At 35.3% G+C, this 19,702-nt stretch carries 15 protein-coding genes; 1 reads left to right on the forward strand and 14 read right to left on the reverse strand.

What is annotated here, in order from left to right:
• Positions 1-172 precede the first annotated feature (172 nt).
• The 10 genes from CPHY_RS18470 to CPHY_RS18515 all read right to left on the reverse strand — a co-directional run bounded on the left by CPHY_RS18470 (position 173) and on the right by CPHY_RS18515 (position 14,547).
• Positions 173-2,245, reverse strand: a complete 2,073-nt coding sequence (locus tag CPHY_RS18470; protein ID WP_012201560.1) for a family 10 glycosylhydrolase — start codon at positions 2,243-2,245, stop codon at positions 173-175.
• Between the two features lie 96 nt (positions 2,246-2,341).
• Positions 2,342-3,196 carry a MurR/RpiR family transcriptional regulator gene (locus CPHY_RS18475; RefSeq protein ID WP_012201561.1) on the reverse strand — a complete coding sequence of 285 codons (855 nt, stop codon included), beginning with the start codon at positions 3,194-3,196 and terminating at the stop codon, positions 2,342-2,344.
• A 12-nt stretch (positions 3,197-3,208) separates the two neighbouring features.
• Positions 3,209-3,901 carry an N-acetylmannosamine-6-phosphate 2-epimerase gene (locus tag CPHY_RS18480; RefSeq protein ID WP_012201562.1) on the reverse strand — a complete coding sequence of 231 codons (693 nt, stop codon included), beginning with the start codon at positions 3,899-3,901 and terminating at the stop codon, positions 3,209-3,211.
• A gap of 18 nt (positions 3,902-3,919) precedes the next feature.
• Positions 3,920-5,425 carry a DUF4127 family protein gene (locus CPHY_RS18485; RefSeq protein WP_012201563.1) on the reverse strand — a complete coding sequence of 502 codons (1,506 nt, stop codon included), beginning with the start codon at positions 5,423-5,425 and terminating at the stop codon, positions 3,920-3,922.
• Between the two features lie 374 nt (positions 5,426-5,799).
• Complete coding sequence (locus CPHY_RS18490) at positions 5,800-7,344, reverse strand: FAD-dependent oxidoreductase (protein WP_012201564.1); 1,545 nt, start codon at positions 7,342-7,344, stop codon at positions 5,800-5,802.
• Positions 7,345-7,413: 69 nt separating this feature from the next.
• Entirely contained in the window at positions 7,414-8,640 is a 1,227-nt protein-coding gene (locus CPHY_RS18495; RefSeq protein ID WP_012201565.1) for a carbohydrate ABC transporter permease, read from the reverse strand.
• 12 nt (positions 8,641-8,652) lie between these two features.
• Positions 8,653-9,627 carry an ABC transporter permease gene (locus CPHY_RS18500; protein WP_012201566.1) on the reverse strand — a complete coding sequence of 325 codons (975 nt, stop codon included), beginning with the start codon at positions 9,625-9,627 and terminating at the stop codon, positions 8,653-8,655.
• A gap of 150 nt (positions 9,628-9,777) precedes the next feature.
• Positions 9,778-11,478 carry a type 2 periplasmic-binding domain-containing protein gene (locus tag CPHY_RS18505; RefSeq protein ID WP_012201567.1) on the reverse strand — a complete coding sequence of 567 codons (1,701 nt, stop codon included), beginning with the start codon at positions 11,476-11,478 and terminating at the stop codon, positions 9,778-9,780.
• A gap of 32 nt (positions 11,479-11,510) precedes the next feature.
• Entirely contained in the window at positions 11,511-13,406 is a 1,896-nt protein-coding gene (locus CPHY_RS18510) for a beta-N-acetylhexosaminidase (RefSeq protein ID WP_012201568.1), read from the reverse strand.
• A 34-nt stretch (positions 13,407-13,440) separates the two neighbouring features.
• Positions 13,441-14,547 (reverse strand): SGNH/GDSL hydrolase family protein, encoded by a 1,107-nt coding sequence (locus CPHY_RS18515; RefSeq protein WP_012201569.1) that lies wholly within the window; start codon positions 14,545-14,547, stop codon positions 13,441-13,443.
• Positions 14,548-14,829: 282 nt separating this feature from the next.
• Here CPHY_RS18515 and CPHY_RS18520 point away from each other — a divergent pair, with 282 nt between their 5' ends.
• Positions 14,830-15,729, forward strand: coding sequence for an ROK family protein (locus tag CPHY_RS18520; RefSeq protein WP_012201570.1), 900 nt, complete (start codon positions 14,830-14,832; stop codon positions 15,727-15,729).
• A gap of 100 nt (positions 15,730-15,829) precedes the next feature.
• Here the strand turns inward: CPHY_RS18520 and CPHY_RS18525 are convergent, their stop codons facing one another.
• The 4 genes from CPHY_RS18525 to CPHY_RS18540 form a co-directional block, all read right to left on the reverse strand.
• Positions 15,830-17,215: a B12-binding domain-containing radical SAM protein gene (locus CPHY_RS18525; protein WP_012201571.1), complete on the reverse strand. Its 1,386-nt coding sequence runs from the start codon at positions 17,213-17,215 to the stop codon at positions 15,830-15,832.
• Positions 17,208-17,540, reverse strand: coding sequence for a PqqD family protein (locus CPHY_RS18530; protein ID WP_012201572.1), 333 nt, complete (start codon positions 17,538-17,540; stop codon positions 17,208-17,210). Before CPHY_RS18530 ends, CPHY_RS18525 begins: the two co-directional genes overlap by 8 nt.
• Positions 17,541-17,700: 160 nt before the next feature.
• A complete protein-coding gene (locus CPHY_RS18535; RefSeq protein WP_157668760.1) occupies positions 17,701-18,786 on the reverse strand; it encodes an ABC transporter permease in 1,086 nt (361 codons plus the stop codon).
• Positions 18,779-19,696, reverse strand: a complete 918-nt coding sequence (locus CPHY_RS18540) for an ABC transporter ATP-binding protein (RefSeq protein ID WP_012201574.1) — start codon at positions 19,694-19,696, stop codon at positions 18,779-18,781. Before CPHY_RS18540 ends, CPHY_RS18535 begins: the two co-directional genes overlap by 8 nt.
• Between the last annotated feature and the right edge of the window lie 6 nt (positions 19,697-19,702).

A 19,702-nucleotide genomic window follows, 5' to 3' on the forward strand; every position in this document is an offset into this window, starting at 1 on the left:
AAATGATATCTCTTGTTTGAATCTATGATTATCATTGCTTACGGATATGACCATCTGTTTCATGTGGTATATTACAACGAAACACCCTATGGTTTGTTTACCACAGGGTGTCTATTTATAACAAGGAAAAGTTCGTTTCACGAAGAACTCTTTCTTGTTTATCACTATTTAATTACTTAGTCAGTGCTTCTTTCAAAGCAGGTCTTAACATATTCCAATCAGTGTAGCACAAATCAAAAATCATTGTTCCATCACTGAAATCGATACAAGCTTTTGTTCCGATTTTCAACAATTCTTCGGTATTAAGATCTGGAAGACTCATCGATGCCATCATTGGAACCTTATGATTTGTTACGATATTACCGATCGTTGTATACTTTTCAATCATCTCTGAAGTTCCATAATAGCAGCCAATCATAAGGAAATCGATATAGTCTACATAGCTAGTTTTACTGTAATCCTCCGTATAAAGCTTTGATACAGGGAAATTCAGTCTCTCATTATATCTAAAGTCCTTACTACCCCAGTTCACACCGTTTTGATAATACAAGTCGAACCAAGATCCAACATACGCTGCTAAAGCAATTGGTCTCTTTTGATTTTTTGCATATTCATCAACTATTCCTCTTAATCTCCTTGCAAAGCCTTGAATTATACTGCTTCTAAAGGTAAGCCAATCTAGATATAACGGTCCGAAAATCATCTTTTGTTCCGCATCAAAGGAATAAATATCTTTTGGCCAATGAACTAACTCTTTTCCTTTACTCTTAAGATACTCTACAAACTGGATTCTAGTAACTTCACTAAAATCCGCATATTGATTATCGTATCTTGTACGGTCCATGATTACGCCATCGACTTCATAATTATCTAGTAGTTCCTTTACACGCAATAACTCAAAATCCTGAACTTCTTTATTTGCTGGATTTACATAGCATAGCATACAGTTTCTTTTGGTTTCTAATACGCTTTTTAACTCCCCTTGATCTTCTGGAACATGAAGTACTTCTGCCCAATCTGGATGAGTATTTGGCAAGTCGATTGCAAAGTCATTTGAAGCGATATTTCCTTCCACGAAGAAGTTAAAACTCGCATAAACCCTTAATCCACTTGCATGCGCAGCTTTTACAAACTCTTCTAAGAAATCAATCTCCATTTGGAAAGCTTTCTTTGGATTTGTCGTTTCTGTCATATATTTTACATTGGTTAAGGTAGATTTCCTATAGGCTGCATACCCTTCACATCCCTTTACATCAAGTGCAAAAGCGGTAATGCCAGCATCCTTTGCTGTCTGAATTAAGGATTCTATTCTTTCCACTGTTTTAGTGGTCTCCGCATTTACATACTGTTCCGCCCACATGATAATTTCTTTTGGCTGATTACTTGTTTGTTTATAAAAAACAATATGTGTATGCTTCGAATCAGAAATTTCTATACCATCTTCTACTAGAGTACAATCGATATAGTTTGCACCAAGTGTTAATGGAACGGACACTGAGAAGCTTTCACTTGCAACAAAAGCTGTCATTTCTCTGAATGACTCTTCTCTACCGTCTCCGTACATAATTCTTAATTCATATTTCTTGTTCTTATGAAAATGTTCTAATTTTCCTTCTAATAAAAAGTTATCCTCTTCGACTGTTGCATATTCTTTGGAATCTACAGTAAGAAATACGCTAGTGGAATCCATACGTTTTTCGATAAGAGATGCGAGACCAAGAGTACTCATATAGTTTACTCCTAGCTTATAACGAACAACATCTCCTTTTAAAAAGCTCTCAAAAACCTGCTTAGCAAAAGAATTGTTCTCTCCAAACGCTATATTCTTATCTTCGCTTAGTAAGGAATTCTTAAGTGTGGTTAACTCTCCCTCTAGATATACAATCATAGCTACACTGGCAGCTTTTACTCTCTGTAATGAAGTAGTGGAGCCAATTTCAGTACTATAAATCTCACCCTCTATAACAAATGAGGATTCCGACACCGCTTGATTCTCATCCATGCAAATCACAAGAGAGTTTGAAAGCGTAGCAAGAGTTATATCACTTAATTGATTCGTTGTTAATAGGTGTAACTTATCTTTTCGATTACTATCTATTTGAATGCTATTATTTGCATCTTTATTATCTTCTTTTGCCTCTATCGAAACATAATCAATCGGAAATAATTCTCCATGACTGGTAAAATCGTATATAAATGAGGTTTCTATACACAAACCTTCGATGTGAACCTGACAATCTTTCATTTTGCCTCCATTTTAAACAATACATATTCTCTGGACGACTCACTGATTCAATAGGAAAAAGCCCCTGATGGGCATAAAAAGTCCACCCACTCCAAGTTATAAAATCTTAGATGAAATGGATTCCGTCGTCTTCGCTTTATTTAATTTAGATTGATGATAATGCTTTGTAAAATATAATAAATACAAAATATCCAAAATATAAAATTGTACCATGGAAGTAGAGGATGCACCACCATCTAAAGGTCCTTCATTGGAACCACATGGGATGACAACATCTGATATATTTGCAAGGTGTGAGTTGACATATCTTGTAATGCTGACAACTTTACAGCCATTGGACTTTGCAAGATTAGCAATCTCTATGGAATCTTTTGTGGATCCAGAGTAAGAGAAAATAATCGCCAAATCACGGCTTGATAAAAGTGCAGCAGACATAAACTGCATATGGCAGTCCGCAATATGTTCTACATTCGGTAGAATTCTCATAAACTTCATCTTAGCTTCTAACGCAATAACGCCAGAGGAACCCATGCCAAAGAACTGAACTTTGTTCGCGTTGGATATCATATCCACTACCTTCGTTACAGCTTCAAAGTTTAAGCCCTCAAATGTTTCCGTTAGAGCAGCGATGTCAACAGCCAATGCTTTTTTGCATATGGTTTGTATATCATCATCCTGACTAACCGAGCCATTAATGGTATAATCAGAGCCTGTTCTCACTGCAATATCCTGTGCCAAAAACATCTTAAACTCCTGATAACCATTCAATTTGAGCGCTTTACAGAAACGAAATACCGTAGTATCCCCAACTCCACAAATCTCAGCCAAATCTGTAATCGATGTATATAATACCTTCTCCGGATTCTCAAAGACAAAATCAGCTACGATTTTCTCTGATTTCGTAAATTTTGAATATGAACTTTCAATTCTTGCAAATATTCCTTCTGCCATAAGTACCTCCCCTTATTTTTGGATTGCTTGTACGTAACGTTTTGTAATATCCATTGGTCTAGTTATTGCAGTACCTACAACAGCTGCATGTACTCCACATTCCAATGCCTGTTTTAATTGTTCCGGCGACCAGATGCCCCCTTCTGCTATTACCGGAATTTTACTATAATTTGCTAGCTTTTGCAACAACTCGAAATTAGGTATCGCCACACCTTTGGTCTGCTCTGTATAACCACAAAGGGTTGTTCCAACCAAATCAAATCCTATTTCATATGCATGGATTGCCTCTTCATAAGTAGCACAGTCAGCCATAAACAATTGATTCGGATACATCTCTCTTACTTCTTTAAAAAAGTCATCCAAAGAGATTCCATGCGGACGTAAGCGGTTTGTTGCATCGATTGCAATAATCTCCGCGTTTGCAGCAACAATATCACGAACAGCTTCTATCGTCGGCGTTATGTAGACATCGCTGTCTTCAAATACCTGCTTATATAAACCGATAACAGGAAGATTTACGGTCTTTTTAATTTCTATTATATCTTCCGGTGTATTGGCACGAATGCCGACAGCTCCACCAAGCTGTGCAGCATATGCCATTCTGCTCATAATATAAGAACTATATAAAGGTTCTGTTGATAATGCCTGACAAGACACCACCAAGCCCCCTCTAATTTGGTCAAGTATCTCTTTGTTTTGATTCATAGTAGGCCTCCCAAGATTTTATCGATATGATACCGTAATGTCTGTCTCAAACATACGGCGCCATGGCATTTTTATATCCTCAATCAGAATATGTTTCGTGATTGATGTAAGTTTTGTATCCGCAAAGTCCTGCAGATACTTCTTTACCAGTTCACTAACAACACCGTTCTGTTCTTTGATATCGAAATAATTCATTCCTAATGCGGGCAATTCTTTCTCGGTGATTTCTTTTCTAATGAATCCACAGTAACCTGCATCTTCTAAATATCGAAGAAGTAAAAACTCCATATGTTTCTTATTGCTTCCATAATAGAGATATTTAACGCCCTCAGCCAACGCAGTACCTATCGTATTCGATGAGGTATTCCAGCCAGCATAACCTGCCACCTTTAATAATAACTCTTTTTGGTTAAGAATTGCAACAAGTTCTAGATCACTACCATTTGCGTATGCATTATCTCCAATTGTAACTGGTTTCCCCTCGGAAATATAAGTTTCAATCGCATACACAAATTCTGTAAGATTGCGTTCTACATCATAATCTGCGTTGGATGCAGGCTGTGTTACAGCTTCTAGCATCTTTCTTGCTGGTGCAGATAAGGCAAGTACAAAATCTGCTTCCGACACACTATCCACCTGAATACATCCAGCTGCCATAATATGATATCTGACGGTCTCCCCAAGGGATCTATCCTCATAAGAAGGTATTAAATAAGGAGCATGAACGGAAGCATATTTTACATATACTTTCGGACGCTTTACCATAACCTCATTCATAGCACGAGATAGTAAGGTCATCTCTACCTCATCTGCTCCAGGGTAAACAATAACTTTATCAGAAAGACAATTTTCTAAAATTTCTTTACGTACGGAGATTTGATCCATTGCTGTATAACCATAAGGTGCTGAATCATCCTGCGGAATAATTAGGAATTCTAGAACTCCTTCTTTCGCCAGTTTTAAAACCTCAAGATTAAATGAGCGATTAAACTCCCTACGATTTTCATAATCTTCTAAATCCTCTTTCTTAATCTTAGAAAGAAGTTCTTCCCTATTATAATCACTAGAAATCCCTAATTTTTCTTTGTGAATAGCATTTCCTAGCTGATGAATCTGCTCTCCACAATATTCATAATAGTCTGGTTCCTCATCATTGCTAGAATATTTCGGGCAACGCATGATACATTGGAAAGCATAGATTTTTAAGTTATTGTTTTGGCTCTTGATTTCACGTAGTAGATTAAGGCGTTCCATTACCTCTTCTTTCGTAAAATGATGAAGTCTAGATGGTATTAGTCCACCATAAAGTAAGGTATCCATCGCCAAAACCGCAATATCTGCATCTTTGCATTTTTCCTTTAACATCCGTGAAACCTCACTGACATCAGCCGGAATCTTCTTGTCTCCTAGCGGTTCTATCCTATCTATAATAAAATCCTCACTATCAAAAATTTGATAAGGAAATTTAAAATTACATGGTCGCTCATCCAGCGGTAATAAGACCACCTTCTTTGTATCTTTCATTTTTACCTCGTTCCCGCGCGTATGCGCATATTAAGCTTGTGTCAAAGATACGCAGGTACAAGCTGTGTCTCTTAGTCCCTGCGCATCTTTTTTGTACCTATTAAGATTGATAAAAGCATCTCACAGGCACCACTGCGCCTCATATCAATTATATACTTTGAAAACATGCCTACTCAGTAGTAGGAAGTGTAAAGTTTTAGAATTTCTTAGGTGGCGTCTTTTGGCGCCTTAGAAATTCTTTTTACACTAAAAAACATGTTTGTTCAGTAGGCCGGAAGAATAAAAATGAAATTCCAATGGATTTCATTTTTATTCTTCTAGTGTGAAACTTAGAAATTCTTAGTCAGCGTATTGTGCTGACTTAGAATTTCTTTTCACACTGACATCTTAGAAAAATCCCAATGAAGCTGTACACCTTCTCGTTCAAGTTCATCTTGGAATGTCTTTAATTCGCTAGTTAATAACTCTTCGAATGTAACTTTATGGTCAATACAATATGCTGCTGCATAACCTGCCACCTCACCAACGTTCCATTCTACTGGATGTAAACGATAACATCCACTTGTTAAGTGGGTAGATCCAATATTTTTACATGCTGGTAACAGATTCTTCATACGTACTGGTATCATAGAAGATAATGGTATCTCGAATGGATACGTAGCATCGTATAAAAAGCTATGTGATTTTGTCGTCATATGGATATCAATTGCATAATGTCCAACACCTACAGAATCCACTAACTTAGGTGGAAGGTCATTATTACGTTTACTAACATCTTGTTCACAAATTGTTTTCTTTGCTACAATTCTTCTGGACTCTCTAATATAAGCAGCCTTTGCTAGACCATCCTCAGTTCCCATGATGTCTGGGCGAAGTTTTACTGCATAACCCTTCCCTCCATCAACTCTTGGAGCTTCATTTTGTAACCAGTAAATAGAGCAAAGTGTCTGCTGTCTAGATAATTCTAAGTTTTCTTTTGCATCCTTATCTTCAAATACATTACCTAGTGCAAAATCATTTTGTGGCCAGTTTAATAAGGTAACTTCTTTTCTTCCATCGGTATAATTCGCTGTATCTATAACTCTACGATAGCTCCAAAGTCCAAGCGGTTTCCCCTCATACTCTCCGTCAAACATCGGAAGAAATGTCTTCTTCTGTGTATGAGCATCTGCCATCCACCAGCTAAATAGTAAGTTGTTATCGTATGGGACACCTAAACTTGCAAAGTAATCATATTTTTCTGGCTTTTCGAGTTTATAATCCCCGTCAGGATTTAATTCAAGTGCAGCTACCCAGGTAATTGGCTGCATATCATAAGGATCTCCAACCTCAGGTGCATGTAACTCTCCTGTTAACTCCTTGCTTTCTGCACCGGTACGATATTCTGCACCAACGATTGGTAGCAAGTCACCGCAATCTGTAGCATCAAGAAAATACTCAGCCTCAATAGATTTTTCTTCCTTCGTTTGAAGGTTTTTCACTGTAACACTTTTTATTGTATCATTTTCTACAACGCTATCGACTGCTACTGTGAAATATTCAAGGGTTAGACGTCCATCCTGTAGATACTCTGCGATTTCATCTTCAAATAATTGAAACGCCACCTTAGGTTCGTGTGCGACACGGGATACCCAAGAGTTACCTGGGCAAAAACATTCCTTTTGTCTTACTTCATCCTTAAATTCCGGTATGCTGCGATAATAGTCACGAACAGACTTACGGAAGTCCAAATAACGCTTAGTAGCACCAAATTCCTCAATCCATGGATGCTCATCCGGTGGAACTGCCTGTGAGGTTAATTGACCGCCTATCCAGTCTGTTTCTTCACACAGATAAACCTTTTTGTTTTGCTTTGCTGCACTGATAGCAGCTTGAACTCCACCTAAACTACCGCCTATAATTGCTATATCGTACTTCATACTAACCTCCATCCCTGCGTTTTGTGTGTTGTGTTTTAGGCCGAAATAACGCAGGCACATTCATTTATTTTAGCCTTTTACTGCACCTGCAGACACATCGTTCTTTAAATATTTAAAGATAAATGGGTAAGCTATGGCAATTGGTACAATTGACATTAATACATAACTCATCTTAATTCCATCCCAGTAAGTTAATAAGGTTGGGTTGTTCATTGCTATCTCCATTGGATTTTGACCAAGGAAGTTTTTAATGTACATAGGAACCGGATAGATGGATTTGTTATTTGTTATATAAAGAATTGGATTGTTAATGTTATTCCAGTAGGTGATTGCAGTAAAGAAGGATACTGTTGCAATCATAGGAGAAGCAATTGGCATAATAATCTTAAAAAGAATACTAAAATTGCTTGCACCATCTAACTTCGCAGATTCTTCTAATTCCACTGGAATACTTTCAAAGAATCCTTTTAATAATAGTAGGTAATAAACCATAACTACAGATGGTAAAATTAATGCCCAGATGGTATCCATTATGCCAAGTGCATTAACAAGTAATATGTTTGGTGCAATACCACCTGAGAAAAGCATTACTATCATAAAGAACATCATCATTGTTTTTCTTAGTGGCATATGTGGCTTAGAAAGTGGATAAGCTGCCATTGCCATGGAAACAACAGATATTAAAGTACCTACCAAAGTAATAAAAATCGAGTTTCCAAAGGAACGAAGGAATGCTTTGTCTGATAGTACGTACTTCATCGCAAAGAGATCAACGTTTTTCGGAACGATATTAATGATTTGACCAGGTGCAGATACTGCACTTGCAAATACATTTAAAAATGGAACAAAAAAGAAAAGTATTAATATGATTGCAATTCCTTTTGCTAAAATCTGAAATACATTTTCATCGTTATATCTTCGAAGTACATTTGGTAACTTAAAGATACAGATAATTCTAGCCCAGAGAAGACTCGGTACAAATAAGGATACTGGAACTATCACTGCAGATGCTATTAGATATATAAACTCTGCCTTGTCAAACTTAATATATTCGTGAAATCCTGATTTCTTACTAATGCGAAGAATACGAACTACGCCTTCAACCGTCATAACCGCCCATAGGATTGCAAAGGCAATGTCCATAAAGCGTTTGGTACTCTCGCTAAAGCGTTTATCAATAAATTGGGCAAATAAGATACCGAGGGATACCATAAGGCAAAGTAGCATCGCCCTACGGATATGATTTTTGATTCTTTCTTCTTTGGTTAAATGTGCTTTTACTTTATTCTTTATCATCTATGACCCCTCCTACCATATTCCGCGGTTGAAGAACTTTTTAGAGATGAAGTTACCACCGACCACTAAGATTAATGCGACAACTGAGTTAAAGAATCCTACAGCAGTTGATAACGCATATTGTGGGATCAACGCTGCTTCCCTTACCAAACGATAAGTATAAGTTCCAAGGATATCACCGCTTGCTTGAACATATGGTGAATAGAATACAAATATTTGTTCAAAGCCTGCATTCATAATAGAACCAATTCTAAGAATTAACATAACAGCAATAACTGGCATGATTCCAGGTAGGGTAACATAACGAATCTGTTGCCACTTACTTGCGCCATCAATTTTTGCAGCTTCAATTTGGTTACGATCTAATGCTGTGATAGCAGCCATATAAGTAATGGTGCTCCATCCAATATCCTTCCAAGCAGTTGTTGTTACCATTACAGAACGAAACGTAGCATTACTTGTAATAAAGTTTACACGGTTATGTCCAAAATAAGCTAACACGTTATTAACAAAACCAGTATCCTTATTTAATAAGGCAATGAAGATACCTCCAATGGTAGCCCATGATAAGAAATAAGGAATATACATTGATACTTCTAATGACTTACGGATTACTTTACCACGCATTTCGTTAATGAGAATTGCTAACGCGATTGGAATTGGGAATACGATTACAATTTTTAAAGTACTGATAATTAAGGTGTTGTATAAAGCATGAATAACTTCTTGTTTACTAAATATCTTAACAAAGTTATCAAACCCAACCCATTTTGCATCTAATATACCTCTTATTGCGGATGAACTTCCCAAAAGATTCGGATTCGCTTTAAAAGCCATGATAAGACCAGCCATCGGTATGTAGGAAAATAATATGGAAAACACCACTGCTGGAATGTAGAAGATGAATAAATTACCGTGTTGCTTCATCTGAGCACGAAAGCTTTCTTTACCTGTCTTTTGCTTAACTTTCTTCAATATCCTAACCAATTTGGTTTACCTCCTTAAGTTCCATCACCGGAATACGTAGTGGCCTTACCCCATTTGTCAGGCACCTACGTATCCAGGTGATGCAATTTTGAAAGATTGGGGCTGTTGCAGTCATACCCTTGCAAACGCCCCAACCATAATAATACAAAACTATCTAGCTCTTACTGTATTAAACTGATCTTTTAAATCCCAAGATCCATACCAGTTGTTTACTGATTCTGTAACAGCCTTACCTTCATACTCATCAAACTTAGCCTGAATTGCTGCTAAATCAAATGGAACATCCTTTTGGAACATAGAGATTACAATTGCATTCTTAACTTCAATATTTGCTGCATTATAATATGTGTCATAAGCTTCGTTTGGAGGCATTACAGTAACAGGGTTTTGGATACCTGTTGCACCAACATTGTAGTTAGATTGACTAAACATCTTCTCCTGTGCTGCTGTCTTTCTAACACGGCATAACCAGTATGCTGCATAGTCATTTTCTCTTGTACCATCAATGAACTTATCAGAGAATCCCTGCTTATCATTGAAAGCTGGAAGAATTGGATAGTACTGACCATCCACGATGCTATAAGTATCACCTTCTGTACCAAGTACTAACTTAAGGAAGAAATCTTTATCTAATTTCTTATCTGCAAAATCAACATAAGCTGCTGCCTGTTCCTCTGTAGCAAAGTTTGGAATTACAGTGTAGTAAACATAACCTTCTGCTGCAAAAACTCTAACCTTACTCTTATCACCCTTGCAATCATCTGGAACAAGTGCGGAGATATAGCCAATGCTATCATCTGTATAGGTAGAAAGATCTGTTCCTTCTTTTGCATTTGTAGTTTCGATTGCAAATGCATTCCAGTGAGCAATACGTCCAGCACCTGCAGTTCTAGACTGAAGTGATTTCACTGCACCAGCATCATCAGAAGTTGCTTGGTAAAGAATTAAGCCGTTGTCATAAAGGTCTTCCATATAAGCTGCATATTCTGCAAAGCCTGGCTGATTTACTACATAAGTAAGTTGTCCATTAATGTCTGCCCACTCATGATAGATACCGAATGCTGGTAAGATGTTTTCCATGTAAACGACATTAGTATCAACCGCCATAGCATATCCGCCTGCTGGAACCTTTGTAGCAAAGTATGTTAACATTGTTTTATAATCTGTTAATGACATGGAATATCCATTTTCTTCGGATGGAACTGGAATCTGAGCACTTGGATTTGCTACATTGTATTCCTCTAACCAATCCTTACGATAACAAATACCAACAGCAGTACTTGCGAAAGCATTTTTCTGTGGGATTGCGTAAATTTCACCATCTTTGGATGCAGTTCCCCAACCAAATTCAGAGATCTGATCTTTTAAGTTTGTAGAACCTTCAATATACTTAGTAATAGGTTTTAATGCACCCATAGCCAATAATGTATAGAATTGATCCTTACCAACCTTTACTGCCTGATAGTCCTGCTTTAACATAAAGATGTTAGTGATTGCAGTCTGTGCGTCCATTGGATCAGCAGGGGACTGAGAATAGGTAACCTTGTATCCGGTTTGATCTTCCACTAACTTTGCTAAATCAAGTGCGTTGAACTCTTCATCCGTAATACCAGCACCAATACTGTAGTAATTAAAGGAATCCACCTTAGGATACTCTGCTAAAGATTTTACAGTTTCCTCATTCTCTGGAGCAGGAGCTTTAGTTGCCTCAACCTTATTATTGTTGTCTCCATCTTTACTTTGATTTCCCTTGTTGTTATCATCACCCTTTTTACCGCAGGCTGCCATAGAAACTACCATTGCGCCAACTAAGAGCATAGAAACAACTTTTTTAAATTTCTTGTTGATCATGAAATAATCCTCCTTTTAAATTTCGTCTGTCCTCATCCCATAACAGCCGGTGATACAATAACGTTCCACAAATTATAATTTAGTCTACTTCCATCCTCTTGTTCAAAATAAGCAAATGGAAGTCTCTCTTCTTCTAATTCGTCGATCCGTTCAATATCTCCTTCTGTCCATAGTAAAATTTGTTCCTTTGCGTAGTAAAGTCTTTCCTTTAATCCGCCAAGACGTATCAATTGTATTTCAAAGCCAAAGGATTTGTTCTCCTTATGCCATTGATACCGAAAATCTCGTATAAACTGGTCGAGTCTCTTCAATACTTCGGGAATTTTTGATTCAGCAATTTCACGTAACCTATCAAAATCCTTTTTATCATATGCATTTTTTATCTCTACTCCCAAGTCTGCTTTCTCCTCTAATAGGGAACATAGACTTGATAGGGTCTGAAATAGATAGGAATATCTTGTACCCGCCTTCGCTACTGCAGCTAATTGATTCTTCTTGTCTTCGTAAGCTATCCTTGTTTCACTCTTCACAATGGAATCAAATGTTCCGATTAACACATCGTTGTATAATAAGAACTTACAAGCATTACTGTGTGTATAAGTAGTTTCTGCAAATACTTCATTTGGACTATCCAGTAGCATAAATTCTGCAAAAGAAATTCCTGTTGCAACTTTAAAATACTCGGAATAATCTTTCTCTTTGGTAAACTCTTTATCTACAAGGCTTTCATACTGATAAGCTAATTCCGCATAATAAAACAGGGTTGGTAACACCGAGAGGGCACTTGCTTCTGCGCCGTTATCTCCCCAACAGGTTACTAAGAAAGTATTTACTCCCTTTTCTACACAAGCCTTCATTGCTTCTTTACCAGCCACCTGGCTAAAGCTATTCTCTGGTGCAAATCCAGTCCATTTCCATGCACCGGCAGCGAAACCTATGCGGTCTGAAATTCTAAAATGTGTCACTAAGTTCTGTTCGTAATGATGATAGTCTCTTGAATAATAATCCCAGTAAACTAACTCGATATCCTTCGGTACATGTTGTAATAAATCACTTTTTAACTGCTCTTCCTTAAGGGAATAATATTCACCGTTTGCAAGCAATCTAAAAAACATATCACTCCACATCATTGCAGTAAATCCATAACGATGCAAAATTTCTTGTACTCTCTTTAAATGCTCAACCATAATGGTGAAACGGTTCTGATAACCGTTCTGATCTAGGTATTTTCCTAAACCAAGCATATGAGCTTCATCCATACCGATGTTGATTCTTCTTGAAGTAAAACACTCGGATGCAGTCGATATGATACGTTCAATTAATTGATATGTTTTTTCATTTCCTACTAAGAAAATATCATTCACATCGATGATGTCTTGGTAACGCTCATATCTTGTAATCTGATTAATGTGAGCTAATGTTTGTACGCATGGCACTAATTCTATGCCGAATTTTGCGCAGTAAGCATCAACCTTTTTTATTTCTTCTTTTGTATAAGCTCCACGCATATAACCAAAGTACGGTTCTTCCTCAATTCTAATCGTATCCTCAGTATATAGTTGTAAACTATGATATCCAAATATTGCTAACTGCCTTATGTATTCTAATAGGGTAGGCAGTTTCATCACTGCATTTCTAGAACAATCTAGCATCACACCCAAATCTCCAAAGCTACATTGTTCCTTGATATCGTATTCATTAAGAGATTCATTCCGAAGCATGAGGTACCATGCTCTTGCTAACTGGTTTTTATCTCCCACTGTAATTTGTCTTACATTATCCTTCTTTGTTACTTGAATTCCAATACCTTGATGCTTTACCTCAACAGGTAAGCCATCTTCTGAAAGGGTAAATGGTAAGGATTTTTTCAATTCCTCAATAAGTTCATATTGCCATGCCTGATCTGCCAATACATGAAACGGAATCATGAAAATTTCTCCTTTCTCATGTGAAAGTTGTATATTAATGTTTATTCAGTATTTCTCGTATGATAGGTTCCAACCCTTTTCCCATAAAATAAAATCCTAAATCAGTTGGATGTATAAAATCAACGGTGTACTCATCAAAGTCATCACCCCAAAGTGTATACCCATCTAAAAAATAAATAGCGTTATCACCAAGTGTTCTAAATTTTTCAACCGTTTCTCTTTGAAACTCTCTTAAGCTATTTCTTAAGGAGGTAGTTGATTCCTCCAGAAAATCCATCATATGAGGGACTCTGGATACGACTAAGATAGGCACCTCTTTGTGACTTTCTCTAAGGCAATGAACAAAGTCATCAAGTGATTTTACCATTCTTCCATTCGTTCCGGAATTTGCTTCATAATCAATGATATATAGAAGCGGTTGCTCTATTTCAGAAAGCATCTTTGCAACCTCATATTCCCCTAAACCGTTTCCGGAGAAACCAAAGTTACAATGTGCTAAATTAAGCTTTCTTGCCAAATAATTTGTGTATGCCATTCCTGGTCTACTTGCACAACCTCCCTGTGTTATGCTAGTTCCATAAAAAATAAGTTTGCCTTCTTTTTCATATGGAGTAGGAGGTTCTACTACTGCATTACTATCAATTCCTATTTCCACTTCCATCACTCCTGCATAGAGTGGAAAATGAATTAAAAATTCTTTTGCTTTTGTTGTATCCAGTTTTGATACAACCTCACAAGTATACTCACTCGCTGATGTGTCAAACTTTGTAATACCAAAGAACTTTAAATCTTTAGGGTTATCTCCGATATAACAATCAAATCCACATTGAGCAACTGGTGTCATATTCACCATATTGGGTGCTGTGGTTATCTTCGCTTTAATAAAAACTCTGGAGGTATTGGATCGAAAGGACAACTGTCCACCTGCTGTATGTACGCCAAGCTCATTAAGACATGGATTAATTTCTTTAAATACACTCTTTAATCTGCTAGGAACTCGTTCTAACCTATGATCTTCCTCATAAAATGCAAAACCTGATAGTCGAAGCCTACAATCCTCTACGGTGAGCCAAGTGATATTTTCTTCCACCTTCGTCTCATTCCCTATCATGTTTTTATCCACTGGTTTATCAGTTTTCATTTCCTAACCCCCCAGGATGTTCCTCAATGATATTTATGAAAATTATTTTCACTAATTTTCGTGGTTTTTCTTGTTTTTGGTGAAAATATTTTTTATTTATCTTTATTTTAAGTGCATATTGCCAAAAAGTCAAGGGTTAAATTTATTAATTTTTATATAATTTATCTTTTCAGTTTCCAAAAAAGAAAATTTTTTTTATTTTTCTTGCTATCTATATATATAATGCTATAATTAGCATAAATACATACCAAATGGCGCTAAAGCGCCGGGATGGAGGAACATATGAAAATTATCGCACTTGATATTGGCGGTACCGCTATCAAATATGCCTACTTTGATGGAGATGATTTGATCTTTGATGACGTACGACCTTCCGAAGCTTCGCTTGGTGGTGATAAGGTATTAGAAAACATTATTTCCATCATTACGGAGATTGGTAATCAGCATTCTTATGATACCATTGGTATCAGCACCGCAGGTCAGGTAGACTCTATAAATGGAACAATCGTTTACGCAAATGATAATATTCCGAACTATACCGGGATGGAATTAAAGAAAATTCTAGAAGATAAATTTAAGGTTCCAGTTAGCGTTGAAAATGATGTCAATGCTGCAGCTATAGGAGAAGCTATCTATGGCGCCGGAAAAGGAGAGAATGACTTTCTATGCCTAACATATGGCACAGGAATTGGTGGTGCTATCTTTTTAAATCAAAAGCTTTATAAGGGAGCGCAAGGTGTTGCAGCTGAAATGGGTCATATGATGATTCACCCTGGTGGCTTACCATGTGGCTGCGGCTCCTTTGGTTGTTATGAGCAATATGCTTCCACCACAGCTCTTATTCGAACAGCGAAAGCACATAGCCCTGAGTTTTATAATGGTAAGGCTATTTTTTCTGCCTTTGACCACGATAGTAAAGATGCAAAAAGACTCATTGACCAATGGGTAAAAGAAATCAGCTATGGATTGGTTAATTTGATTTATATCTTTAACCCTTCCTTAATAGTTCTTGGTGGTGGAATTATGACTCAACCTTATATCATCAATAAACTAAATCAAATCATTAAGGAAAGTACGATGCCAAGCTTTCATGGTGTTAGGGTAACCCTAGCCTCCTTGGGTAATCTCGCAGGAGTATATGGCATGAAGGCGATTACATCAAAAGAGTATCAGGAAAAATGAAATCAAGTACCGCCCCTTCCCCATATATTTTAAATAATTTAAAAAAGAGGATACCAAAACAGTATCCTCTTAGCGTAAATCTTAATTGCTTGAAATATAATTACAAAACAGCACTAGGCCTACCAAAATCATGAAGATAATCTTCTTGTCTAATTTTCATCATATTACGATATTTCTTAATGTTTTCAGGTGGCTGTACTTTATTTAAAGCATAATATGCTTGGAAGAATAAATTGTGGATCTGTTTTGCAGTAAGATTCTTACTATCATAAACGGCAGTTTGTGTAGTGTAGTTATCGAAATCATGATCCACGATTTTTATGCCAAACTCATCTGTATGATTGTACATATAAGTTCCAGGATAAGGTGTTGAAATTGAGAATACAATCCTTGCACCTAACTCCTGTAATTTTAAAGCAATGTTTATTGTATCTTGAATTGTTTTATGCGTATCATATGGTTGTCCTATAATTAAACATGATGCAGTTTGAATCTCTAATTGATTACACCATTCAAATACTCTAAGAATTTGTTCCATAGTTATATTCTTCTTTAAACAATCTAGCATTTCCTGACTACCAGCTTCTACACCATATTGAATCATTTTGCAACCGGCTTTTTTTAGTTTCTCAAGTAATTCAAAAGTAACAATATCTACTCTGGATTCACAAACAAATGTAATATTAAGCTCTTGTTCAATTATCATATCAAGAACTTGATGTAATCGTTTCAAATCAGCTGTTAATGTATCATCTACAAATTGAATATGATGAAATCCTAAGTCAATTAGATACTTAATTTCCTCTATAATACTTTCAGCTGATCTTCTTCTGTATCTTCCACCTGATAAACCAGACGCTGCACAGAAAATACATTGGCCCGGACAACCACGGCTAGTTGAAATACTTGCTGGAATTCCGTATTCTTTAATATCAAAAAAAGAACGATCTGGTATCGGTAATGAATCTAAATTCTCAATGAATTTTCTATCTTGATTTGAAACTATAACACCATCTTTTATATATGAAATTCCATCAATTTCTTGTAAAGAACCAATGTTATTTATATATAAATCGCATAGTTCTTTAGTTGTAATTTCACCTTCATTTCTACTGACTATATCAACAACTCCAGAATTTAAGGCATCCTCATATTCATATGTAACATGACATCCTCCCATAAAAACAGTTGTGGCAGCATTCTTTTCTTTAATATATTTTGCTATTCGCATTCCACAATTATATGTTTCTGTTGTCGTTGATATACCTATTAGTTTAGGATGGTTATTTTGCATGACCTCATCTAGGTCGAATAATGTAACCTTCCTTATACTAAAATCTAATATTTTAACCTTATATCCATTCTGCTTTAAATATGTAGCTATATAACATAATCCAAGAGGGGGCAATCCCTGAACTCTATGAGACAACATACTAAGTGGATGAGGTGATGGAGCTGTAATTAAAATAATGTCTACTTCATTCATATACGACACCTCCAATTTCATCTGTAATATCCTGTGACATCCTATCCTTTAATAATGGATCCCAATTTAATATGATTAATTCCTTCTCATGTAAATCAATCATTAATTTAATAGTATTTTTGTAAATAGTCTGTTTATCATATAAACCCAAATATTCTTCAATCATGTCAACTAATTCACTCACCGTTCTTTTGCCGTTTGCAAACTCCCAAAAATACATTCCAGCACTGGTAAGTTTTATAGCTCCCTTACCATGGTAAATTATTACGCTTTCATTCTCATATAAATAACTATACTTCATTTTACAAGGTTTATAATTCCACATTATTATCATCCTTTTTAAAGTGAGCTTTTATTTTTTTAATCATATAATCCCTTCTACGTTTTAATGGTTTCCAAAAAATTATCAAAACAACTACACCCATAGCTAATCCTATTAAGAAGTCATTCATATTTAATTACCCCACTTTCAAATATTATTTTAATTAAATATTAGATATATTTGAACAATACACTTTTTCCAATGCCAAATATTCTAAAATGATAAATATTATATTCGATACAAATACAAAGATTAGATTGGTAATACTAATTCCGTCATTAAGAATAGCTGAAACAACCGGAAATGCAGAAAAAATAGGGACGTAATTTAGTATTGTAAATACTCCTTTATACAAATCAATTTTAAACATAAAATATGTATAAGATATAAATAACGGTGCCATAGATAATATAGCAAAGATATTTGCATCCTCTGGTTGTTTAGCAATACTACTTATTGCAATTGAGAGCATTATTAGACTTATACAAACAAATGTTAGATGAATTAATAAATAAATAAGTTTGCTAGTTGTAAAAAATGAGAAATCACTCGTATAAGTAGGATCGTTTATAACATAGGCAGCAACCATTGGAGCCATTACAATCAATAATGATACAACTGTTATTAACATACTAGAAATTACATTACAGAAAAATAATTGTTTTTCTGATACTGCAGTTAAAATTACTTCTGTCACCTTACTTCCCTTTTCATAAGCAACCTGAGCCCCAATCCTGGAAACTAATGTAATTAAAATCAAATAGAAAGGAATTGTTACCATTATGAGAAAATCCATGACTTCAGAATTCACTTGAATAATCTCATCAGATACGTCATTTATAATTATATTGTTATTTAGTAATTTATCATATTGTTGACCACTAATTTTATTTTCTTTTATAAATTCTGCATAATTGATTTGATGTATTTTTTGAAGCAAGTAGTTTAGCTTATCGTAACCTTCTCGAGAATTAATATCAATAAAATATTTATTATCTTCAAAAGTTACTTTTAAATCACATTTATTACTATAATCAACAAGGATAAAATTATCATCTTCCATACTATCTAGAGATACATTACAACCAACTGAAACAGGAGCATCATTAAAAAAATTTTTTTTAATATAAGGTAAAAAACTAATAGCTATTGAATATATTAATATAATCATAAGCATGATTTTGATTGCCGTAGAAAATAAAGCTTCTCTAAATTTTACGCCTATGATATTGCTGATTCTTTTATTCATTTTTAATACCATTTACCTTTCTAAAAATTTCTCCTAAGCTCATATATCTAATATAAAATCGTTTAGAAAACTTATCAGATAAGATATCAAAAATTTCTCTCGCTTGCGACTCATTTTCAATGTAAATAAATAACACCCCATTGGCTAATTTTACATTCTCGTCACCGTATTTATTTTTAATCATTTCAATTGCTAAACTATCATTCTCAAGTTCTAATACCATTGGATATTTTTCATTTAGTTGTTGTAAGGTTCCATTTTCTTTTATTTCACCTTTAACAATAAAAATGAACTTATCACACTCTAGCATTTTATCATCAAAAATATGTGTAGAAAAAATAATGGTTGTCCCATTTGCTTTCAGTTCTAATAATATTTTCCAAAAAAAATCAACAGTAATAGGGTCCAAACCACTAAAAGGCTCATCTAAAATAAGTATTTTAGGATTACAAGCGATGCTAGTAATTAACTGGAGCTTTTGCTGATTTCCTTTTGATAGAGAATCAATTCTACTATTTTGATAATCTAACATATTAAATTTCTCAAGCCAAAATAAAACATTTTTTTTGGATTTTTTTCTATCGATCCCTTTAAAGCTGACCATGTCGACTAGATGTTCTAAAGCATCTTTTCTTCCATTTAAACCTCTTGTTTCAGGTAAATAACTTACTACATTAGCGTTTCCTCTATTACTCTGATTTCCAAATACTTCACATTTGCCGCTATAGTCACTTAAAACTCCGGCAATTATTTTAAACATAGTACTTTTCCCAGCACCGTTCCGACCCAACACTCCAACTAACTCACCTTCACATATCTCACAAGAAACATCATTGAGCGCTATTACATTACCTTTCTTGTATAGTTTATTTACAGATTTAAGTTGAATTACTTTGTTTGATGCTATCATTTTAAA

The sequence above is a fragment of the Lachnoclostridium phytofermentans ISDg genome (assembly GCF_000018685.1).
Lineage (GTDB): Bacteria > Bacillota > Clostridia > Lachnospirales > Lachnospiraceae > Lachnoclostridium > Lachnoclostridium phytofermentans.

Excerpts from the sequence above, each read along its gene's own strand:
- CPHY_RS18485 (WP_012201563.1), bottom strand. The coding sequence starts at position 5,425 with ATGAAAGATACAAAGAAGGTGGTCTTATTACCGCTGGATGAGCGACCA.
- CPHY_RS18480 (WP_012201562.1), bottom strand. The coding sequence starts at position 3,901 with ATGAATCAAAACAAAGAGATACTTGACCAAATTAGAGGGGGCTTGGTG.
- CPHY_RS18535 (WP_157668760.1), bottom strand. The coding sequence starts at position 18,786 with ATGAATAAAAGAATCAGCAATATCATAGGCGTAAAATTTAGAGAAGCT.
- CPHY_RS18495 (WP_012201565.1), bottom strand. The coding sequence starts at position 8,640 with ATGATAAAGAATAAAGTAAAAGCACATTTAACCAAAGAAGAAAGAATC.
- CPHY_RS18540 (WP_012201574.1), bottom strand. The coding sequence starts at position 19,696 with ATGATAGCATCAAACAAAGTAATTCAACTTAAATCTGTAAATAAACTA.
- CPHY_RS18475 (WP_012201561.1), bottom strand. The coding sequence starts at position 3,196 with ATGGCAGAAGGAATATTTGCAAGAATTGAAAGTTCATATTCAAAATTT.
- CPHY_RS18520 (WP_012201570.1), top strand. The coding sequence starts at position 14,830 with ATGAAAATTATCGCACTTGATATTGGCGGTACCGCTATCAAATATGCC.
- CPHY_RS18530 (WP_012201572.1), bottom strand. The coding sequence starts at position 17,540 with ATGTGGAATTATAAACCTTGTAAAATGAAGTATAGTTATTTATATGAG.
- CPHY_RS18525 (WP_012201571.1), bottom strand. The coding sequence starts at position 17,215 with ATGAATGAAGTAGACATTATTTTAATTACAGCTCCATCACCTCATCCA.
- CPHY_RS18515 (WP_012201569.1), bottom strand. The coding sequence starts at position 14,547 with ATGAAAACTGATAAACCAGTGGATAAAAACATGATAGGGAATGAGACG.
- CPHY_RS18490 (WP_012201564.1), bottom strand. The coding sequence starts at position 7,344 with ATGAAGTACGATATAGCAATTATAGGCGGTAGTTTAGGTGGAGTTCAA.
- CPHY_RS18510 (WP_012201568.1), bottom strand. The coding sequence starts at position 13,406 with ATGATTCCGTTTCATGTATTGGCAGATCAGGCATGGCAATATGAACTT.
- CPHY_RS18505 (WP_012201567.1), bottom strand. The coding sequence starts at position 11,478 with ATGATCAACAAGAAATTTAAAAAAGTTGTTTCTATGCTCTTAGTTGGC.
- CPHY_RS18470 (WP_012201560.1), bottom strand. The coding sequence starts at position 2,245 with ATGAAAGATTGTCAGGTTCACATCGAAGGTTTGTGTATAGAAACCTCA.